This is a genomic window from Pedobacter sp. AW31-3R (assembly GCF_052180285.1).
Lineage (GTDB): Bacteria > Bacteroidota > Bacteroidia > Sphingobacteriales > Sphingobacteriaceae > Pedobacter.
This window is the reverse complement of the sequence record NZ_CP197475.1, coordinates 3,012,515-3,031,291: the sequence shown is the minus strand read 5'-3', so window position 1 is coordinate 3,031,291 and position 18,777 is coordinate 3,012,515. Positions and strand designations below refer to the sequence as shown.

The window sequence follows — 18,777 nt, the reverse complement described above, 5'->3', positions numbered from 1 at the left end:
GGAAAACATCTAATTATAAAAGATAATTCCGAAAAGGTTTACTTATTTTCAAACCTAAGCTCCTGAGAGTACATGATAAAGCAATGTACATCCAATGGTGGCAGAACCTAAACCGGCAATGCCATTTATCCATTTAAAGACCATCCGTTTTTTTTTGAGGTATCTGCTCATTGTGGAGATCAGGACATAACTGTAAATCCCCATGGTTAAAATGATCCCGACAGATTCTAAAACCAACACCATGATCGACCCCTGGATGGTTGACGCGCTAATCACCAGTGCAGTGGTTAATGCTCCACCTGTTCCCGCCAGTCCATGTACCATCCCTACCCAGAAGGAACGGGTTAATGGCTTCATTTCAATGACCTCCCCATTTTTTCCATGCAGATGAACCGCAGGAGTGGATGAATGGTGATGCACTGCTGCTTCATTTTGCCGTACCAGCTCATCCATCTTGTAATTGCTTCTTATCGCCTTAATACCCAAAAGAATCATAATTGGTCCGACGGCTATTTCCGCCCATTCAGACATATGAGTGACGTGCTGGTTTAAGGATTCTTTAAAAGCAAGTGCAATGCCCCCAAAAATAAGTAAGGTAACAGAGTGGCCCAGGGCCCATTGAGAAGCCCTGAACAGGACTCCCCAGGATATTTTTTTCTTTCTTATTGCCTGTTCCGAGGCTAAAACGGAGACTGCTGTAATATGGTCCGGCTCAAAAGAATGCAGGATACCCGCCAAAAGAGGGCGACTGATGTTAAGAAAATTCATGTTGATGTTATTGATCTATTCTTTTGAGCTGAAAGGATTAATTTGATTAAACCTCAAAGGTATACTTTCTCCACCTATAAAATTGTCAACTGACTTCAACTCTTCTACACTTTAACCTTTTTTTAATGTTTGTTCGTCAGTATTGGCTTAATGGCAATAGCTATTGGAGCAACCTCGACCAGCTCCAGTGATTTCACCATTTTGAGTGTTCCATTTTTATATTTTAAAAAGTGTGGCGTTTTTAAATGTACCTGATAGGCTTCTTCGCTGGCGTAAACTTCCAGAACAGTAACCTGCGTTGGATTTGATTTGTCATAAACCGCTTGTAAGGCCAGTACGCCTGGCTCTACCGCTACAGCAATCTTTGCATGCTCCGCAAGTGCAGACCGATATTCCGCTAAATATTCCGGAAAGACTTCAATCTTCGCAATCCTTACTTTGCGGTTGTCCTGTTGTGCAGAGGCGCTGGAATATCCCGATAGGAACATCATCATAAAAATACCTGCTGTTAAAAATAAATGCCTGTTTTTCATATCATTTCAAATTATTCTATGCTTACTACGATCAACAGGTAATATCAGGTTGACGGCAGCCGTTGGCTTGTGAGGTGTGCAAAGTGCTTTTTAAACGAAAATAGGTAATTCAGTAGAGTATTCCATCAAATGACAACAAAAGAGCAAGTAAAATAAGATCATTCATACTTAGCCATTAACTATGGTACACTTATTTATCTCTGAACAAAAATCCTCACTGGATGTTTACGAAGTCCTATTTGCAGTGCATTAAAACTAAAAAAAACTTCTACAAGAATAATCGTTTTTAACCATATTGTTCAATCAGATACCCTGTAAGGGTCTGATTCTGAAAATCGAGTCATCCAAAAATAAATGCTTTGCCAATATGCTCAATACCGCTTTTTGACCAGAACTAAAAAGAGGTTCTCACCATTTTTCTTATCTGGTCATGAAAGTAAAACACCCTGTTCATATCGGAGGATAAAGGAGATATGTTCTCGAGTATAACGATACTAACTTTGGTTTTCGGATAATAGATCATGGTTGAAATAAAGCCAGGTACATATCCGCTCATACTAAGTTCTGTAATACCATCCAGGTGATCTACTTGAATACCATCTGCATATTTAACTTCTCCCCACCTATGGGATCGTATAACAGCATGATTAATCATCATCTGGTAGGTGCTATCCGCTAAAAGCTCCCCGTTATGTAAACAGGACATCCATTTGGCAAGATCACCAGCTGTAGAAATCATACCAGATGCAGGTACACCCATCATTGGCGAATCCAAAAGATTTAATATATTTTCCTCCACATACTTTTTATTACCGGATTCAGAATGACCTTTTACCAGTTTTTTATGGTTACTTTTTCTGCCAGAACCTGGTGGGACTGTAGAAGATTTCATTTTGCAATGCTCAAACAAGTCTGCTGTTAGCACTGAATAGGTTTGGCCTGACGTTTTTTCTATAATTGCACCCAATATTGCATAGTTAATATTCGAATATGAAAACTTACTTCCAGGTTCATAAGCCAAATTGTTATCCCAATGAATAATACCCGACGTATGATTCAGCAGTTGCTGAACAGTTACCGAATCAGCCCAGCGCTGTTTAAAATCTGGTAAATAATGACCGATAGTTTGATGAGCTTGTATATGCCCTGCCTGTATTTCCCTTAGCACTAAAGTTGCAGTAAACTGCTTACTTATAGAGCCAATAAGGAACTGATCTTCCATCTTTAGGCTGATCTTTTTTACTAAAGAACTGTATCCATGAGTTTTTTCATAAATAGATTCACCGTTTTTTGAAACCAGGATCACTCCATTAAAAAACCTGGGATTTGTAACCCGAATAAGTGAATCAACAGACTGACCCAAATTAATTTGACAAAAACTATATTCTGAAAATAAAAAGATTAAAAAGAAGGCAGAAGAAAATATAAAATGCTTCATGGATAAATAACGGAATGGAAAAATAACAACGATAAATTCAATTTTCAGGTATATGGTACAACTATAAAAGATAAAACTCTCATTATACTGTACCAGTGATACAATTATCGGCAATTAAACCTGCACATTATCTAAATATTAACAAAAAAATATCTTAAAATACCCCCCCCCTTTACACTTGCTACAATAAAGAGGGGTGGTATCCCCGATGCTTCTCTCGAACTATAACCTGTCTGGCTTGAACTACCTAATTCGATAAATTACTTTGTGTGCCTCCCACAATGCAGGTACTTCTAGTTTACGAATCAACTTATCTAACACTCCTGCAGGCACTATATCCTCTCTGTTTTTATTCTGATTGTGCAAACTAAGATAAGGCACCTCAATATACACGATGTTTACTTTTGCTTTATAGGTTAAGAACAAATCAATCAGTTGCATACGCAGCTGAAAGGTTATATTGGTTGCATTCCACACAAAAGATTGTTGCTTTCTCAGGAAAACCCTTGCCCTTTCTTTTGCTTCCTGTATCACACGCCCGTTACCCACCTTATCTGTTGGCAGAATCCCTCTTTCCTGACGAATACCATCCAATGAAATGACCGGCCAATCATGGTAATGCGCTTTAATATAGCCATCCTTTCCTGCACCAGGCAAACCGCTCATCAACATAACTTCCGATCCAGGTGTTTCAAATGGAATATAATCCAACCGTGATTCGTTAATTCAAAACATGAACTTAAACACTACGTGGCATATAAATGATCACGCAAGCGCCAAATAACGCTATTGCAGCTCCAATAATATCCCATTTGTCGGGTTTAAAACCATCAACTTTCCAGGCCCATAATAAGGCCAATACAATAAATACCCCTCCATAAGTGGCATAGACGCGTCCGAAATTTGCGGTTTGCCATGTCGCCACAATTCCATATGCGATCAGGACCAAAGCTCCGATTATTCCATACCACAAAGGTTTCCCCTCTTTAAGCCATAACCAAATCAGATAACCTCCTCCAATTTCACAAATCCCCGCAAGGATGAAGATTGACAATGACCTAATGATATCCATATTCCTTAATTTTAATTGTGTTTTCAAAGAAACGAATTTAACCCAATAAAATTTCCTGGGTTGAAGTTGATTGCTATCGGAAAAAGCTACTGGACTGCAGGCTTAATGGCAGAAAAGATTTGGGAGCGCTTTTCGATTTTTGTAAATTTCGAGAATTTCACCAATACCCGCCAGACTAAGTTTGATAGCATCTATACCGGAAGTATAACCAGCCCTGTTTTCCGTGATATTTATGCACCGGTCGACGGATTTGTTGTCAATGGAGGAATAAAAATAAAGCTTTAATATTGAAATAAAAGACGATGAGCGAAACATGCTGTGATACAGGTAGCAGGAACCAGGTTCCTGCTACCCCGGAAAACAAAAAAACACCTGGTCATGATAAGCATCAAGACTGGGCCGGCCATTGGCCGCTGCTGTCAGCCTTGCTCATTCTTCTGCTGATGTTGGTACTGGAGTTTGGTTTCCATTACCAAGCTCCATCTCCTTACGGACTTATTGTATATATGGCAACTTACCTGCTTTCCGGGTACAATGTACTTGGATTGGCTTTTCGTAAGGCAAGACACCTGGACTTCTTTAATGAGTTTTTCCTGATGAGTATTGCGACTATAGGTGCTTTCAGCATAGGTTCTTACAGTGAAGGTGTGGCTGTCATGGTATTTTATTCTATTGGGGAATGGTTCCAGGATGCCGCAGTTGACCGTGCAAAAAGAAGTATCAAGGCCTTGCTTGATGTAAGGCCGGATACAGTTACTGTAGTCAGGAATGGCGAAGCTGTAACAGTTGATCCCGCAGCGGTTAAAATAGCTGAAGTGATACGCATCAAATCCGGAGAAAAAGTAGCTCTCGACGGGATACTCGTATCAGATGTTGCTTCCTACAACACCGCAGCACTTACCGGGGAAAGTAAGCCGGATACCAAACGAAAAGGCGAAACTGTTTTAGCTGGAATGATCAATCTGGACAAAGTATCAGAGATACAGGTAACAGCTCTGTTCAAAGACAGCAAGCTGAGTAAGATTCTGGAAATGGTTCAGGATGCCACTGCCCGTAAATCCAGAACGCAACTTTTTATCAGCCGTTTTGCGAAAATTTATACCCCTATTGTCTTTGCCCTTGCTGTACTGGTATGTTTTGTTCCTTACTTCTTTTCAGAGACCTACGACTTCCAGCAGTGGTTTTACCGGTCATTGGTTTTCCTGGTGATCAGCTGCCCCTGTGCTTTAGTGGTGTCCATACCGCTGGGTTATTTTGGTGGTATCGGACTGGCCTCACGTAATGGCATCCTCTTTAAAGGATCCAATTTTCTGGATGTTATTACGACTATCGATACGATTGTAATGGATAAAACCGGGACCTTAACAAAAGGTGTATTTAAGGTCCAGGAGATAGTAACCAATGGAATCAGTAAGGATGATCTGATCAGGATTGTAGTTGCCGTTGAGCAAAACTCCAGCCATCCAATTGCAAAAGCAATAGTAGCTTATGCCACTGACCGGTTAAATGATCTTAAGGCTAATGATGTTCAGGAAATAGCGGGACACGGTCTAAAGGCGATCATAGCGGGTAAACAGGTGCTGGTCGGAAATGCAAAGCTGCTGGTCAAATTTAACATCCCCTATCCCACTGAAATTGACCAGCTGGCAGATACTGTTGTGGTGCTTGCTGTAGATGGTAAATACACAGGATACCTCACCATAGCCGACGAACTGAAAGAAGATGCCAAACTAGCTATTGAAAAGATGCATGAACTCTATATTCAGACGGTCCTGTTATCAGGAGATAAAAATGCCGTGGTCACCAAGGCAGCAAACTTACTGGGCATTGACCGGGCTTACGGTGACCTATTGCCTGATGGGAAAGTTGAACTGGTACAACAACTTAAAGATAAAGGCAGGAAAATCGCTTTTGCCGGTGATGGCATAAATGACGCGCCTGTTGTCGCCCTTGCAGATGCAGGTATTGCCATGGGCGGATTGGGAAGTGACGCAACCATTGAAACGGCTGATATTGTCATACAAAATGATCAGCCCTCTAAGATCATTGCTGCCATTCATGCCGGAAGGATCACCAAACGCATCGTATGGCAGAATATCATACTGGCTATGGTGGTAAAAATTATTGTGCTGGCACTTGGAGCAGGTGGTGTGGCTAACCTATGGGAAGCCGTTATTGCCGATGTTGGTGTTGCCTTACTGGCTATACTTAATGCCATAAGAATACAAAGGATGGTGCTCAACTAGAAACGATAAAAGTGAACTGATTAGTAGCATATCATCAAAGCTGACACAAACTTTGATAACCGGGCCATGATGAAGGTTTTCGAAAAAAATGGTTTTCAATATTGCGGGGAAGTTTATTTCCGCGGAAGTGCCAGGCGGGCCTACGAAAAGGTATTTAGTTAAATGCTATAAGGGAGGCAAGGGCTGGCTAATTGATTGCCTGGTATGTAAAGTTCCTGAATTTTACGCTTCCCTCACCCATAGCACATAAACCTATTCTTAAACTTAAAAAGCCACCGAGCACATTATGATGTAAGGCCGATACTTCTGCAGAATTTTCGGTTTTCATCCAATTTTTCCCATCCCTGCTGTAAAACATATTAACCGTATGATTTAGATTTTCCAGCCTGAGGAAGGTGTGCCTTTTAATCGCCTTTTCCTCCGTTATGAACTGCCATCCTCTGAGATTGGTAAGAATATTTTCCTTATCAGCTAAAATACCCGAATACGCAGTCTGGTTATAAAACAGGACCAATCCACCCGTTCCTTCACCCTCTATCTCCAGCTCCACCTGAACCGAGTAAGAATGGTCAGAAGGGATGGTTAACAGCGGAGCACTATTTCCTACAGAACTTCCCTTCCCCCTGATTTTGATCCCGCTTCCGGTCATCACGAATCTTGCCGTATCATATGCTCCAAAAAACTTCCATTGGGGTTTCAATTTACGCTCATTAAAAGGATCACTCCAGGTAAATGCAGTAGTTGGTGCAGCCACTGATTGCCTAATCAACTTTTCATCCGCTTTTAATGGCGACTTTGTTCTGAACCATCCGTCTGGCGTCCACTCCATCGCCTGAAGCAAGGTCTGTCTCCCCATGTTATAAAAACCATTTTCATAAGCGTGAAACACGATCCACCAGTTACCGGCAATATCCTTAAATGGCGTAGCATGGCCTTTCGACCACCATCTTTCGGAAGCCGATTTTGCCCTGATGACAGGGTTATAAGGAGAATTTTCCCATGGACCTAAGGGTGATCTGGATCGTGCTGAAATGACCATATGCCCTGTAGCCGGCCCCGCAGTTCCACCTTCAGCGACCGTTAAATAATAATACTCCCCATGCTTTACTATTTTAGGGCCTTCCATACAAAAGCATTCAATACTCCAGCTTTTGGGAATAGCCCAGCCATCATAAGAATGCTGCAATTCTCCCATTACCGATAGCCCGTCATCAGCCAGACGAACATATCCCCCATTACTGAAATACAGATACCTTCTTCCTTCTGAATCTGCCACATGCCCGGGATCAATATTTCCGATTTTCAGATCGACCGGCTCGCTCCAGGGGCCACCGATTTGATCAGCTGTGATGACATAGTTTGTTTGGTTAGCAGGGAAATAAATATAATATTTATCCTTATATCTCAGCAGATCCGGTGCCCAGACAGAACCAACATAGGTATGCAGGGCATTGACAAGAGGTTTCCAGTTCACCAGATCTTTCGAATGCCAGATCAGCAAACCAGGATAGTAATCGAAGGAGGAATGAACAATATAATAGTCACTGCCATCGACTAAAATGCTCGGATCCGGATAATCGCCGGCAAAAATCAGATGGGCTGAAGAATCTCGGGCAATGTTAACCCGCTGCCCCGGAGCAGAAAAGCTAATGCTGAGGAAAAGGATCAGAATACAGAGCTTTTGCTTCATTGTAGATATGGCTGAATGTCTTAGCCCAAAAATAGGCGGGTTTGTTTTAAGGCATGTGGTTGAAATGTTAACAATTAAGGGCTGGAATGTTAACCGTTTCTATATCAGCAATGTCTTTTCCCGATTCCGCTGTTGCCAGATGGTCGTTTACTGAGACAGTACCTGCCAGTCTGAAGATTCCACTACACTACCAACCAATTAGTTCAGAATCAGCTTTAAAACATTGGTCAATACCGGATTAATATCATCGGTACGCCAGTTCAGGAACAGGTCAGTCTGGAAAGGAAGCTGGATAAACCTGACTCCAGGTACTTCATGCTGCTGATAAGAATTGGGCAATATAGAGATACCCAGGCCTTTTCTGACTAAGGCAAGAATAGTCGAGCCGAATTCGCAATACAGGAAGATATGGGGAACAATCCCATAGGTCGTAAAGACCTGATGAATGAGTTGGTTGTAGCTGCTACTGTTGCCATCAGGAGTAACAATAAACTTCTGCTCCGAAAGTCTAGCTGCCGACAGGTCATCCACACTCCTGAAAGCATGTTGTTCGGCTACCACAATACATAGCTGTTCGGTATGGATCTTACGTGAACTGAGCGCCTTATCTGTAGTGATATCCCTGGTTAAGATAAGATCTACCTTGTAGTTCAATAAATATTCCTGCTGACTTTCATAACCCAGCTGTATCAGTTCAATCCTGAGCATAGGAAATGCACTGGAAATGTTTTGTAAAATACCGGGTAAAATAGATGCGGATATCGAGTCAGGATAGGATATCCTGATCGTGCCGCTTTCGCCCAACTGGATCTGGCGCGCCGACTGATGTATAAAATTCAGCTTATTGATTTCAACTTCCCATTTATCTTTGAGAAACTCCCCTGCCGCAGTCAGCTTTACATTTCGCTTGTCACGTTCAAAGAGCTGCACCCCTAATTCCCGCTCTAAAGCCTGAATATGACGACTCAATGCAGATTGCGTAATGTTCATTTTTCCCGCGGTTTTCCAGAAGTGCAGTTCTTCTGCCAAGGCCAGGAAATATTTGATCTGTTGGATATCCATTGATGCAATATATACATTAATCAATGACAAAATAGCATTTTATTGCATTAAATGTTCCTCTATCTTTGCCCCCGAACCAGATCCTAAAGAGGCGCAATAATGGGTACCGTTTACTATTAAATCAACACAAAATAACAATCAACAAAACAACAATACAAATGGAAAATATAGCGGTAGTGAAACTTACCCTTAAAGACATCGAGGCATTACAACAAATTGGGAGGCAAACCTTTGCGGAAACCTTTTCGCATAACAACAGCGAAAAAAACATGGCCGACTACCTGGAGAAGGGATTTTCATTGGAGAAGCTTGTAAAGGAAGTGAACAATGCCGCTTCCCATTTTTACCTCGCATGGGCGGAAGGACAGGTAATTGGCTACCTTAAAATCAATGTAGGCCAGGCACAGACAGAATTGCAGGACGAAAAGGGATTGGAAATTGAACGTATTTATGTGCTGGCAACTTATCATGGCAAAAAGGTTGGCCAACTGCTGGTGGACAAGGCCATGCAGCTAGCCGAAGAATTGCAATCCCATTATGTGTGGCTTGGCGTATGGGAAAACAATCACAAAGCCATTCGTTTTTATCAAAAGAACGGCTTTGTAGAATTTGATCAGCACATCTTCATGCTCGGTGACGACAAGCAAATCGATATCATGATGAAAAAAGTATTCATTCCAGCGCCTTAGACGTCAACCAGACAGCTTACCGGAAGCTAACAGTTTTAAATTGATCATACCTCAAGACTGCAGCATACAAATACTCATCAAGGATTTTAAATATATATAATGGAGAAAAAAAACATCTTTTTGTTACTGCTGGTCCTGGGTACCGCTTTTTGGGGAATTTCATTTTCGGTAACCAAATTGGCTATAGGCCATTATTCCTCCTCTATCTTTCTGTTCTACCGTTTTCTGGCGGCTACCTGTGTGCTGTCAATTATTTTTTTACGTTATTTCAAGCAGATGGACCGGCAGTCGATCAGGGCGGGTGCTGGTTTAGCCATCCCCCTGGTTTTCGGTATCTACATGCAAACCCTGGGAATCAAACATACTTCGGCTTCGCAATGTGCTTTCATTGCGGGGATGTGCGTGGTGATTATTCCGGTATTAAAGCTGCTTTTTTACCGGACTGCCGTTCCTGCAAAAATATGGGTCGCAGCAGCTGTTTCGCTGATTGGCCTTTTTGTCATCTCCATTAAAGACGATTTCAAAGTTGGCCTGGGCGACGTGTATACGCTCACCGGGGCATTCGGCTTTGCTTTCTATCTCATTCAGGTGGAAAAAAAGTCTGCAACTACCCATCTCATTTATACCATTGTGCCCATGTTTGCCACCTGTACTTTGCTCACTTTTATCATGGCCTTATCAGATAGCGGGGCAGACTGGAAGCCTGAAAGCAATACCTTTTGGATGGGGATCCTCTTTTGCGCGTTATTTTCTACAGCCTATATGTACACCATCTCCAACATTTCCCAGCAATATATCAGTGCAGAAAGAATAGCAATCATTTATCTTTTTGAACCTGTATTCGGCGCCATCGCTGCATTCTTTATCCTGGGCGAAGGTTTTAGCTACCGACTGCTCATTGGTGGCTGTTTGATCTTTGTGGCTACACTTATCTCGGAATTGAAGCTCACCAATAAGGTCTTTTCTTTAAAAAAATTCCTTAGCTGAGGAATAAATCATAACCAGCAGAGTCTAAAAATCTCCTTTAGGTGAATGTCTTCACCTAAAGGAGATAATACGAGCTAAAAAGGGAAACGATGATGAAAATTGTTGCCGGTATGAGGCTCAACTTATTAATCTTCCCATAATTTAAGAACAGTGCAGCTATAGCGATACAGGAGCAGACATTCAGACATATACTTGCGTAACCCAGGATATCCTTAAAAGAACCGGTAACGATAAATATGATTACCATTAAATACTGAACAACATTTGCACGTAAGGGTACACCTGTTGGCGACGTCTTTGAGAGCCATTTAACAGACTCATCTTTTCCAATCTTCATGATGATCCTTGGCCCTACCCATACCAGTGCACTCACGGTAGAAACCAGCAATAAACTGATCATCCCAGAAATAATTGTGCCTCCAGCTTCACCGAAAATACTTTTGGCAGCCAGTGCTCCGATTTCTACAATTCCGGTGATGTTTACAATGGGTAAAACTTTGAGAAAGACAAGGTTTAGTAACAGGTAAAGCAGCGTAACCAGGAGGGTTCCTATGATCACCGATCTCCTGATATTCTTTTGGGGATCTTTAATCTCACTGAAAATATAGGTACTGGCATTCCAGCCTGAGTAGGCGAAAGAGACATAAACCAGTGAAGAGAGAAAATCCGAGCTAAACAACATCTTCACTTCCCTGGAATCAAACTTAAAATCTAAATGGCTTTTTTCATTCCATAGTCCAAAAAGAATAAAGATGAATAGCAGCAACAGTTTTAGGCTGGTACTGACCAGTTGGAAACCACTGGCCAGTTTCAATGTAAAACAATGAAATACAGCTACTATAGTCACCAATACTGCTGCGGCTAATCTTGCATCAACAAAAGGAAGGAGCTGATGGAGATAAAATCCAAAAGCCATCGCTGCAAGGGCAATCGGAGCGGTAAATCCTGCAAAAATTGATACAAGCCCTGCCACCTTAGCCATCAGGGGATGAAATGCCTGTTTGATATAATGGTACTCCCCTCCTGAACCAGGGTATAACCTTGAAAGTTCTACATAACTCAATCCGCCGCAAATGGCCAACAGTCCCCCCACCAGCCAAAGCAACAATAAAACGGTTACAGATGGAAGGGAGCCGGATTGGAAGCCAAGGCTGGTAAAGACTCCAGTACCAATCATACTGGCAACAACCAAAGCTGTTGCCGTGTAAAAACCAATTTTACTTTTTATCACTACCGGTAATTAATTTTTGCAGTAAATCGTAAGCCCTTACCGTTCCATCTTTTCTGGTATAGGTGGGCCGTATCTTTTTATAGTAGTCGAGTGCAAAAGCGGCGCGGTCATGAATCAGCGCATCTGTTTTTCCCGGTTGGGTATCTTTTGGCAAAGCATACACAAAATGTCCCTGGGCAGCACTGTAGACCGGAATATGGTAAAAATCCCTTTTCACAAATTTTCCGTCCCGGTCATTGCTGATACTTGCCTCCGCAAAAAAAGTAACGGCATGTTCAGGGTAACCAAATAGATAACCATAAGACCTGAAGCGGTCGTATTTATTTTCATATTCTGTGGTATTGATCAGCAATTGTCCATCTGTGCCGGGCACAAAACCAAATTGGCCGTAGAACTGCGTGTTAGCCGACAGCAAGGAATCAACCAGCTGCTGACGGTACACATTGATCTGCATGATCCGCTGGCCTTTCTCCGCCATTTTGAAAGGGGTCATGACCAATTTAAGGTCTCCAAACTGCAGCACATCCACTATGCGGCGATATTGCACCAGTTTTTTATAATCCCGGGATGCCGTATCGGTAATATTGCGTTTCCCCGCATCCAGGGTATCCTTTCTTCCAATCTTAAAACTGGGATTGGCTACACTGCTGATTGGTTTTAGGCCGCTGATTACCGTGAATAAGCCTTCGTTGTCAAGTATGCGTAAAAGCAGTGTATCTGCAACCTTCTTATCTTCAGCGGAGAGCGAATGGTAATTTCCGTGAGATTTTTTGTTTAGGGGCAGTTCATTGTTCAGCGAACAGCCAGCCATCAAAATAAGGAGGATAAAAAGCAGGTTTTTTGAATGTTTCATTAGTATATAATTGTTTTTTAAAGGTGATGAAGCTATCATGTGCCTATTCATTGCTGTTTGTAAGCGGTAGGCTCATGATGGGTTCATTAGCATATAATTGTTTTTTAAAGGTGATGAAGCTATCATGTGCCTATTCATTGCTGTTTGTAAGCGGTAGGCTCATGATGGGTTCATTAGCATATATTAAGAGTAGGTATAGACGATTAAAAATTGCAGCCAAGGCTAATCCCTGTTGAAAGGCGTTCCCTGTAATTGAAATTGTTGGTATGGATATATCGTACATTTGCTTTTGCAAAAAGGCTGGTTTTCCCCTGCTCTTTCAGCTGTTGAGAATAAACGATTGGAATACCTCCGGATATATAGTCTGAACTCAGATAATTGAAATCATTTTGCTCCAGGCCAGTAACAATAGCATCATCAGCATGGGCTCCATTATAGTGATAATTTCCGGAAATATTATTCTTAAAACCTAGTTCCAGGCCAATTAACAAACGTTTATTCTTCAGGTCAGACAACAAGAGATTCTTTTTTGCACTCAGGCTGAGCAATAGATTTTCTATTTGTTTCTGGCTATTGGGCAGGAGATATTCATCATCAAACTTTTCATAAACCATTCCTGCGTCGATTTTCCAGGAGAATTCATTTTTATTCCGGGCATTTATAACCAGGCGATAATCTGCAGCTGCATGCTGCACCGCATAGGTAGAGCGAACATTTTTCAATAAACTTACCCAACCTTGCTGGGCAGAGGAATTATCCCGCTGAGTGATGTATTGGATTCCATCCATATTGCGGTGATCATATTTCAACGTCAGGAGCTGGGAAAGCTTGTCCCCCTGCTTTTGAAAGGCAAGCCTGGAGTTCCAGATATGGCGCAACACAGAACCACCATCCCTGGGAACAGCAAATGAAACCTGAACATCCTCTGCCTCCGCCTTGTAATCCGCATTAAAAAAGATGGCGATGTCTCCCTGATACTGGTATTGAAACCCGGCACCAACTCCATCACCCGTATAGTTGTTTGACCGTCCGCTGCCAATATACCCCACGGCAGTTCCCAAACCCAGCAATTCATAGTAAGACTGGTCGATGTAGGTATTCACATTCCTCATTGCAGACTCTTCTTTAAGGTTACTGTAGTTCAGGCTCAATCCCAAATGGTGTTTTTTTGCAGGTGAGTACAGCACTGCAGGTGCCACACTCAGGGCGTAATAGGTATTCTCTGCCCTTATATCCCGCTGTTTAGCCCCGCTGGCCACACTGTAATTTCCTTCCAGTCCAAATGACCACCGGTCATTAAAATTGGGTGTGGCTATCTTAAACTGTAAATCATAATGCTGGTTCTTCCAGTCACTTGGGTTAAGGTCGGCAATGATATAAGGCATTCCCCTAAAGGGGTCAATAATAGAGGAATTGAAGTTTGCGCCTTTTATATTTTCCCGGCTATAATTAAAGCTACCTGTTAAATAATAACCCTTTAAAAACAGGTTGCCAGCCGTATTCACCATTTGACGGTTACCGGATTCGCCTTCTTGCGGACGATGGAAATTCCCTTTATAGAATTCATATCCTGTGCTCAATTCAGCATACCGGAAAGGCTTGTCAAACTGCAAGCCTGCTGCATTTCCGGAACTGTTCCAGAGGCTATTTTGCTGAAGCAGTTCCATGGCTGCCGGAGTAGTATTCAACGGGTCCATCTGGGCATCAGCAAGGTGTGAACAAAGGATTAAAAATAGTGATATATATAATTTATAGGGATGGAATAGGTAATTCATCATGGAATTTCTTTTAGTCATTAATCAAAAATTGTGTCGCTTATCTGGTCGGATTCCATGAAGGCATTTTCGATCCATGCCTCCTGAATTTAGGGATCAGCCCTCTCTCGAAATCTTCGGTACTATTGTTTGTGTCCGTTAGAATCGGAGTTCCATCTGCATTGGTCGCCCCTACCTTACGTGCTACCCCCAGGGAATTATAAGTTGCCCCGACATAGGTCATCCCCGCATCTAAAACAGAAGGCATCCGTTTTGCAGCGATTGTATTTTCATTGTCACCAGCTTCCACACCGTCCAAAACATAGCCGATTGGCACCTTTGCGTAGAGTGTTGCCGCAGTGGATGCCAGATTTTTTGTTTGCAGCCGGGGATTGTTCACCGGATCATAAGTCTCCCCTTCAGGCACTTTAAAAATAACATAGGCCCCACCAAAAACAGAGGTCAGGTATTGTGGACTTGTGCCTTTGGATGCGCTGCCATTAAAGAAAACATGCAGAATGTCTTCCGCTGGCTGGTCAGGAAAATTGGCATTGTTCATATTGAATTCAAATTCCGATGAAGAACCATCAATTGGGGAAGCAGGGTTGTATTGCGGCAACTGGTGATTGGCTGCAAACTGTGAGATCACAAACGACTCCCCCGGTGCCAGCGGATAGTCTTTGCCTGTTCCGGGGATCTTCCACACACGTTCAGCATATGCATATTTCCCCTGGTCTTCTGCAGGCCATAAAGGCAATGTAGTGGTCGCCTTTGTAGGGGTTAAATTGGCAAAGTGGATTCCGTCAAGATAGATGACCTCATCTGAATTGTTGTATATTTCATAGAACTGGTTCCTGAAATAAAACGGCGTGGTACCCGCGTAGAATATTTCACTAAAAACCAGGGGGCTGACTTTTAATCCGCTGACCGGAATTTCCAGGGATTCCCCATTCCTGACAATGGCATAGTTGATCTTACTGCCATTCAGGTAATAGGAATCGCCATTTTCTGCTGTCATCCTGCCGGATATGTTAATGCTATAGATCCCGGGAATAAGCCCCTTGATTTCAGTGGCATTTGCGGTTAAAGTTTTCTCCAGCCTAAATCCCTCAGCAAAGTTTTCCAGGACAATTTTTAAACCCGCTGTGTGGCTGATCCCTGTCACCAATGAAGGTGCAGTCACCTCAATGGCATATTGCCCTACCCGGTCTGCATCACCGGCGCTATTTATTTTTTTGCACCCTGCAGCAATCAGGAAAAGAAGAAAGAAGAGTATGTTAAATGATTTCATTATGCGCTTATTTAATAGTTAATGTTAATCCCAGGCCGAAGAACAGCTTTTCATTCCTGCGGTAATAAGTTCCTGGTTGTTGTTTAGACTCCGTGATCTGATAACTCCTCAGCATGTTATTCGCAAAGAAAGATACCCGCATGTAATCGGCGATCTCTTTGGTAAGGTTCAGGTTGAAGGATAGCATAGCAGGGAAAGACTCTTTGATATACACACGCTCATTTACAGGGCGGATAAGGTCCTTAAATGCGGCCTCATTTTTCCTTGCCGGGTCAAAATTATACGTCAGTCCATCATCTTTTGAAATGTATTTCAGGGGGATGGAATCATTACCATGTTTGGTCTGGCTGATCTCCCTCCAGCTAACCTGTGTCGTAAGGGTAACCACAAAACCAATGCTTGGGATATTGTGCGTACTGCGCAAGGCTGTAACCAGGCGCTCCTCATTATCCTTGAGCATACCTGGTTCATAGAGCGCAATGTGCGTTCTGGCAGATCCGCCTGCACCGCTATAATCATCAAAATAAAAGTAATTTTTATTGTAGCTCTCATTGCGGATCCATGCCCCGTTCAGGGAAAAGGAACTGTTAATGGCACTAAACCTTCCAAGGTCCAGTTCTATTTCTATCCCTTTGGTATTGGACACGAAATTGTTGCCTGGCATGGTATACTTTGCCAATACGGAATTGCTTTCCTTCAGATCGTAAACCGCTTCAGTTCCATCGCCTGCGCGTGTATACTCATTGAAGGTGACTGGCCTTGTGGCATAATCAAATGAATACCCGTTTCTCAATCGCTCACGGAAGGCCGTCACAGTTAAGGTCGATTGTTTGATGTTTAACTGGAAACCCAATTCGGCTTTCTCGTTTTTTGTAATCTGCAATTTCTCATTTTCAGTATTGAACACCCGGGTAGTGGTCATCAACACCTGCTGTTCCACAGGTATGCTTGAACTGGCAGTTTCGTTAATGTTGATATACTCGAAATAGGCATTCTCCGGGTGCAGGTAAAGAATTGCGGGAGCTTTAGCCAATTGGCCATAAGCGGCATGTACACTCAGTGTATTCGGTAATAGGTCAAACATCGCATTGACACGGGGAGAAAACGTATTACTGTTTCCGGAGAAATGGTCATAACGCAGTCCTGCAATGATATTCAGCCTGCGGCTGCCCAGGTCTGCGCTGAAGTTTTCTTCAGCAAAAAGCCCCAGCTGATTCACCCCCGGTATATCTTTATAGGCACGCGGCCTGAAGGAAGCATTCACAGCAGATAAATTACGGTATGGCGGAGCAGCGCTGGAAAATGTTTTGCCCTCCCCATAGTTCTTGTCAGCTTTAAAGTCGGCTCCCAAAATCCATTTGTGGTTGGTAGTCCCGATCTTATTGAAAAAAGTAGTGTTTGCCTTCAGATAGGTATTCAACTCTTTACCATTGATATCGTAACGTCCCAGATAAGTACTTGGCAGATAAAATGCACTCCCTAATTTATCCGCCTCACTGATATTGGTCAGTTTGTTGCCTTTGCTGTCGAAAATGTCTGTATTGGGTTTATTCGATAAAATAGCCCCGTCTGTGAGTGTAGCGGAATAAGGCGCGTTTGCAGCCGTATTCAATGATTCTGCATATCCATTTTTAGTCGTATACCCTACTCTCGCAACATAATTCAGGTTGCGCAACCAAAGATTCTCAAAGTTCACAGCCCCACGGGTATTGAATATAAACCCCAGGTCCCTGGCGCTGGAACGGGATTGCGTGATCTGGTCATCCGGATTTAATTTGCGCGTATCCTTGCCGTACATCAGGTCGATGGAACTGGTGGAATTCAACCGCTTAAAAAAAGTATTGGTATATAAGGCAGTTCCTGTCAGTCGCTGATAAAACAAATAGGACTGTACCGGGTCATTTACATTATAGGCATAATCTAAACCAAGGTTCAGTGCCCCCTTATCAGGTCCTAAATCTGTTCCTTTGGTCAGGGAGATCTGGGATATATTGGGATTGGTATGGGCACTGATCCTTAGGGGCTGTTCACCTGCCTTGGTGTTAACCAGAACAACGCCCGAAGTAATGTCCCCATATTCCACGCCTGGAACACCACGGATGACCTCAACAGATTCGACATTGTCCATGGAAACGTTACGGACATCGAAACCAGCCCCGGGTGATGCTCCCCCACCTATCGGGGCGGTACCTCCTGCAACGGTTGGCGACATGGCCTGTAAATTTGCATTGTTTGAAAGTGGTGCCCCATTCATGACAATGGCCGTTCCAAAGGAGTTGGAGTTTTGGGATTTGGTATTGTCATCAGCCAGGTTTCTGATGGAGATCTGTTTACTGCTGTTGAGATTGGGATTGATAGTCGTTGCCCCAGGCAATAAGGACATCACATCTGCAAGGCTATTGGCCTGCAGGTGGTCAATTGCCATCCTGGAAATTTTGGATGAAGTCCCATTTCCACCCTGTACGTTCCTGGCGGTTACAGCTACTTCCTGTAAGCGGAAATCCGCATCCGAAAGATAGATATCCAGGTTCAGGTCAGCATGTACATTGATAAGCGTGTCGAGGGTTATTTTGCCCAGCATTTTCACAGAGAGTTTTATTTTCCCTGCTGGTACATCCTGAAATGAAAATTTGCCATTGAGATCAGCATTTGTACTTGCCCCATAGTCGTCTATGTGAATTGATGCACTGGGTACAGGTATTTTATTGCTGTGATTTTGCCTCTCACTGACCGTACCACGAATGGTAAAGGAGGCAGTTTTGCGCTGGGCATTGGCCACTTGGCAGGTAGAAAAAAACAGCAATAACATAAAAGCAGTATTGCTGATAATGGATAGAAGTTTTGTCATGATTAATTGATTCTGATAGCTGGAGCTTGCATTGTTGAATGGTAGATTTCTTTGAGTTGCATTTCAAAACAGGATTTGTCCTGAAACTGGGTTTCAGATGGAAACTTGGGGACAAATGGGAAGATAAGTATTGGACATTTTAACATGCATCTTTATTGCGTTTATTATTTGCAGCAAAGTTGCATTATCAAATCTGTAATTGCAATAGCATTGCATTAATATCTTACATTTTGTAAAAACATACCATCAACGCCAGGATAGCGTATGGAGATTACCAGAAAAGTTTATTGCTGTTCTTCGTTTATGACCAGGTTG

16 protein-coding genes are annotated in these 18,777 nt (G+C 42.7%); 4 read left to right on the top strand and 12 right to left on the bottom strand.

The window, feature by feature from the left end; translation table 11 throughout:
- Nucleotides 1-54 precede the first annotated feature (54 nt).
- The 5 genes from ACSBL2_RS12255 to ACSBL2_RS12235 all read right to left on the bottom strand — a co-directional run bounded on the left by ACSBL2_RS12255 (nt 55) and on the right by ACSBL2_RS12235 (nt 3,811).
- Nucleotides 55-768, bottom strand: coding sequence for a HoxN/HupN/NixA family nickel/cobalt transporter (locus ACSBL2_RS12255; protein ID WP_442591990.1), 714 nt, complete (start codon nt 766-768; stop codon nt 55-57).
- Between the two features lie 122 nt (nt 769-890).
- Entirely contained in the window at nt 891-1,301 is a 411-nt protein-coding gene (locus ACSBL2_RS12250; RefSeq protein ID WP_442591989.1) for a putative quinol monooxygenase, read from the bottom strand.
- A gap of 394 nt (nt 1,302-1,695) precedes the next feature.
- A complete protein-coding gene (locus ACSBL2_RS12245) occupies nt 1,696-2,739 on the bottom strand; it encodes a serine hydrolase domain-containing protein (protein WP_442591988.1) in 1,044 nt (347 codons plus the stop codon).
- Between the two features lie 243 nt (nt 2,740-2,982).
- On the bottom strand, nt 2,983-3,450 hold the full coding sequence (locus ACSBL2_RS12240) for an AAA family ATPase (RefSeq protein ID WP_442591987.1): 468 nt from the start codon (nt 3,448-3,450) through the stop codon (nt 2,983-2,985).
- 28 nt (nt 3,451-3,478) lie between these two features.
- Nucleotides 3,479-3,811 (bottom strand): YnfA family protein, encoded by a 333-nt coding sequence (locus ACSBL2_RS12235; protein ID WP_442591986.1) that lies wholly within the window; start codon nt 3,809-3,811, stop codon nt 3,479-3,481.
- A gap of 60 nt (nt 3,812-3,871) precedes the next feature.
- On the opposite strand from ACSBL2_RS12235, the gene ACSBL2_RS12230 reads away from it, so the two are divergent.
- Complete coding sequence (locus ACSBL2_RS12230; protein ID WP_442591985.1) at nt 3,872-4,096, top strand: hypothetical protein; 225 nt, start codon at nt 3,872-3,874, stop codon at nt 4,094-4,096.
- A gap of 17 nt (nt 4,097-4,113) precedes the next feature.
- A complete protein-coding gene (locus ACSBL2_RS12225; RefSeq protein WP_442591984.1) occupies nt 4,114-6,057 on the top strand; it encodes a heavy metal translocating P-type ATPase in 1,944 nt (647 codons plus the stop codon).
- Between the two features lie 187 nt (nt 6,058-6,244).
- Here the strand turns inward: ACSBL2_RS12225 and ACSBL2_RS12220 are convergent, their stop codons facing one another.
- Both ACSBL2_RS12220 and ACSBL2_RS12215 read right to left on the bottom strand, forming a co-directional pair.
- A complete protein-coding gene (locus tag ACSBL2_RS12220; RefSeq protein WP_442591983.1) occupies nt 6,245-7,747 on the bottom strand; it encodes a family 43 glycosylhydrolase in 1,503 nt (500 codons plus the stop codon).
- A gap of 198 nt (nt 7,748-7,945) precedes the next feature.
- Entirely contained in the window at nt 7,946-8,809 is an 864-nt protein-coding gene (locus ACSBL2_RS12215; RefSeq protein WP_442591982.1) for a LysR family transcriptional regulator, read from the bottom strand.
- 158 nt (nt 8,810-8,967) lie between these two features.
- On the opposite strand from ACSBL2_RS12215, the gene ACSBL2_RS12210 reads away from it, so the two are divergent.
- Both ACSBL2_RS12210 and ACSBL2_RS12205 read left to right on the top strand, forming a co-directional pair.
- On the top strand, nt 8,968-9,498 hold the full coding sequence (locus tag ACSBL2_RS12210) for a GNAT family N-acetyltransferase (protein ID WP_442591981.1): 531 nt from the start codon (nt 8,968-8,970) through the stop codon (nt 9,496-9,498).
- Between the two features lie 99 nt (nt 9,499-9,597).
- The gene (locus ACSBL2_RS12205; protein WP_442591980.1) at nt 9,598-10,485 is read left to right on the top strand and encodes a DMT family transporter; all 888 of its coding nucleotides are present in this window, start codon (nt 9,598-9,600) and stop codon (nt 10,483-10,485) included.
- A 55-nt stretch (nt 10,486-10,540) separates the two neighbouring features.
- Here ACSBL2_RS12205 and ACSBL2_RS12200 read toward each other — a convergent pair whose 3' ends face one another.
- The 5 genes from ACSBL2_RS12200 to ACSBL2_RS12180 all read right to left on the bottom strand — a co-directional run bounded on the left by ACSBL2_RS12200 (nt 10,541) and on the right by ACSBL2_RS12180 (nt 18,462).
- On the bottom strand, nt 10,541-11,716 hold the full coding sequence (locus tag ACSBL2_RS12200) for an APC family permease (RefSeq protein ID WP_442591979.1): 1,176 nt from the start codon (nt 11,714-11,716) through the stop codon (nt 10,541-10,543).
- On the bottom strand, nt 11,703-12,569 hold the full coding sequence (locus ACSBL2_RS12195) for a hypothetical protein (RefSeq protein ID WP_442591978.1): 867 nt from the start codon (nt 12,567-12,569) through the stop codon (nt 11,703-11,705). The genes ACSBL2_RS12200 and ACSBL2_RS12195 overlap by 14 nt, the downstream gene beginning before the upstream one ends.
- Nucleotides 12,570-12,772: 203 nt before the next feature.
- Nucleotides 12,773-14,347: a DUF6850 family outer membrane beta-barrel protein gene (locus ACSBL2_RS12190; protein WP_442591977.1), complete on the bottom strand. Its 1,575-nt coding sequence runs from the start codon at nt 14,345-14,347 to the stop codon at nt 12,773-12,775.
- A gap of 37 nt (nt 14,348-14,384) precedes the next feature.
- Nucleotides 14,385-15,614, bottom strand: a complete 1,230-nt coding sequence (locus tag ACSBL2_RS12185; protein ID WP_442591976.1) for a DUF4876 domain-containing protein — start codon at nt 15,612-15,614, stop codon at nt 14,385-14,387.
- Nucleotides 15,615-15,621: 7 nt separating this feature from the next.
- Nucleotides 15,622-18,462 carry a TonB-dependent receptor gene (locus ACSBL2_RS12180; RefSeq protein WP_442591975.1) on the bottom strand — a complete coding sequence of 947 codons (2,841 nt, stop codon included), beginning with the start codon at nt 18,460-18,462 and terminating at the stop codon, nt 15,622-15,624.
- Nucleotides 18,463-18,777 lie beyond the last annotated feature (315 nt).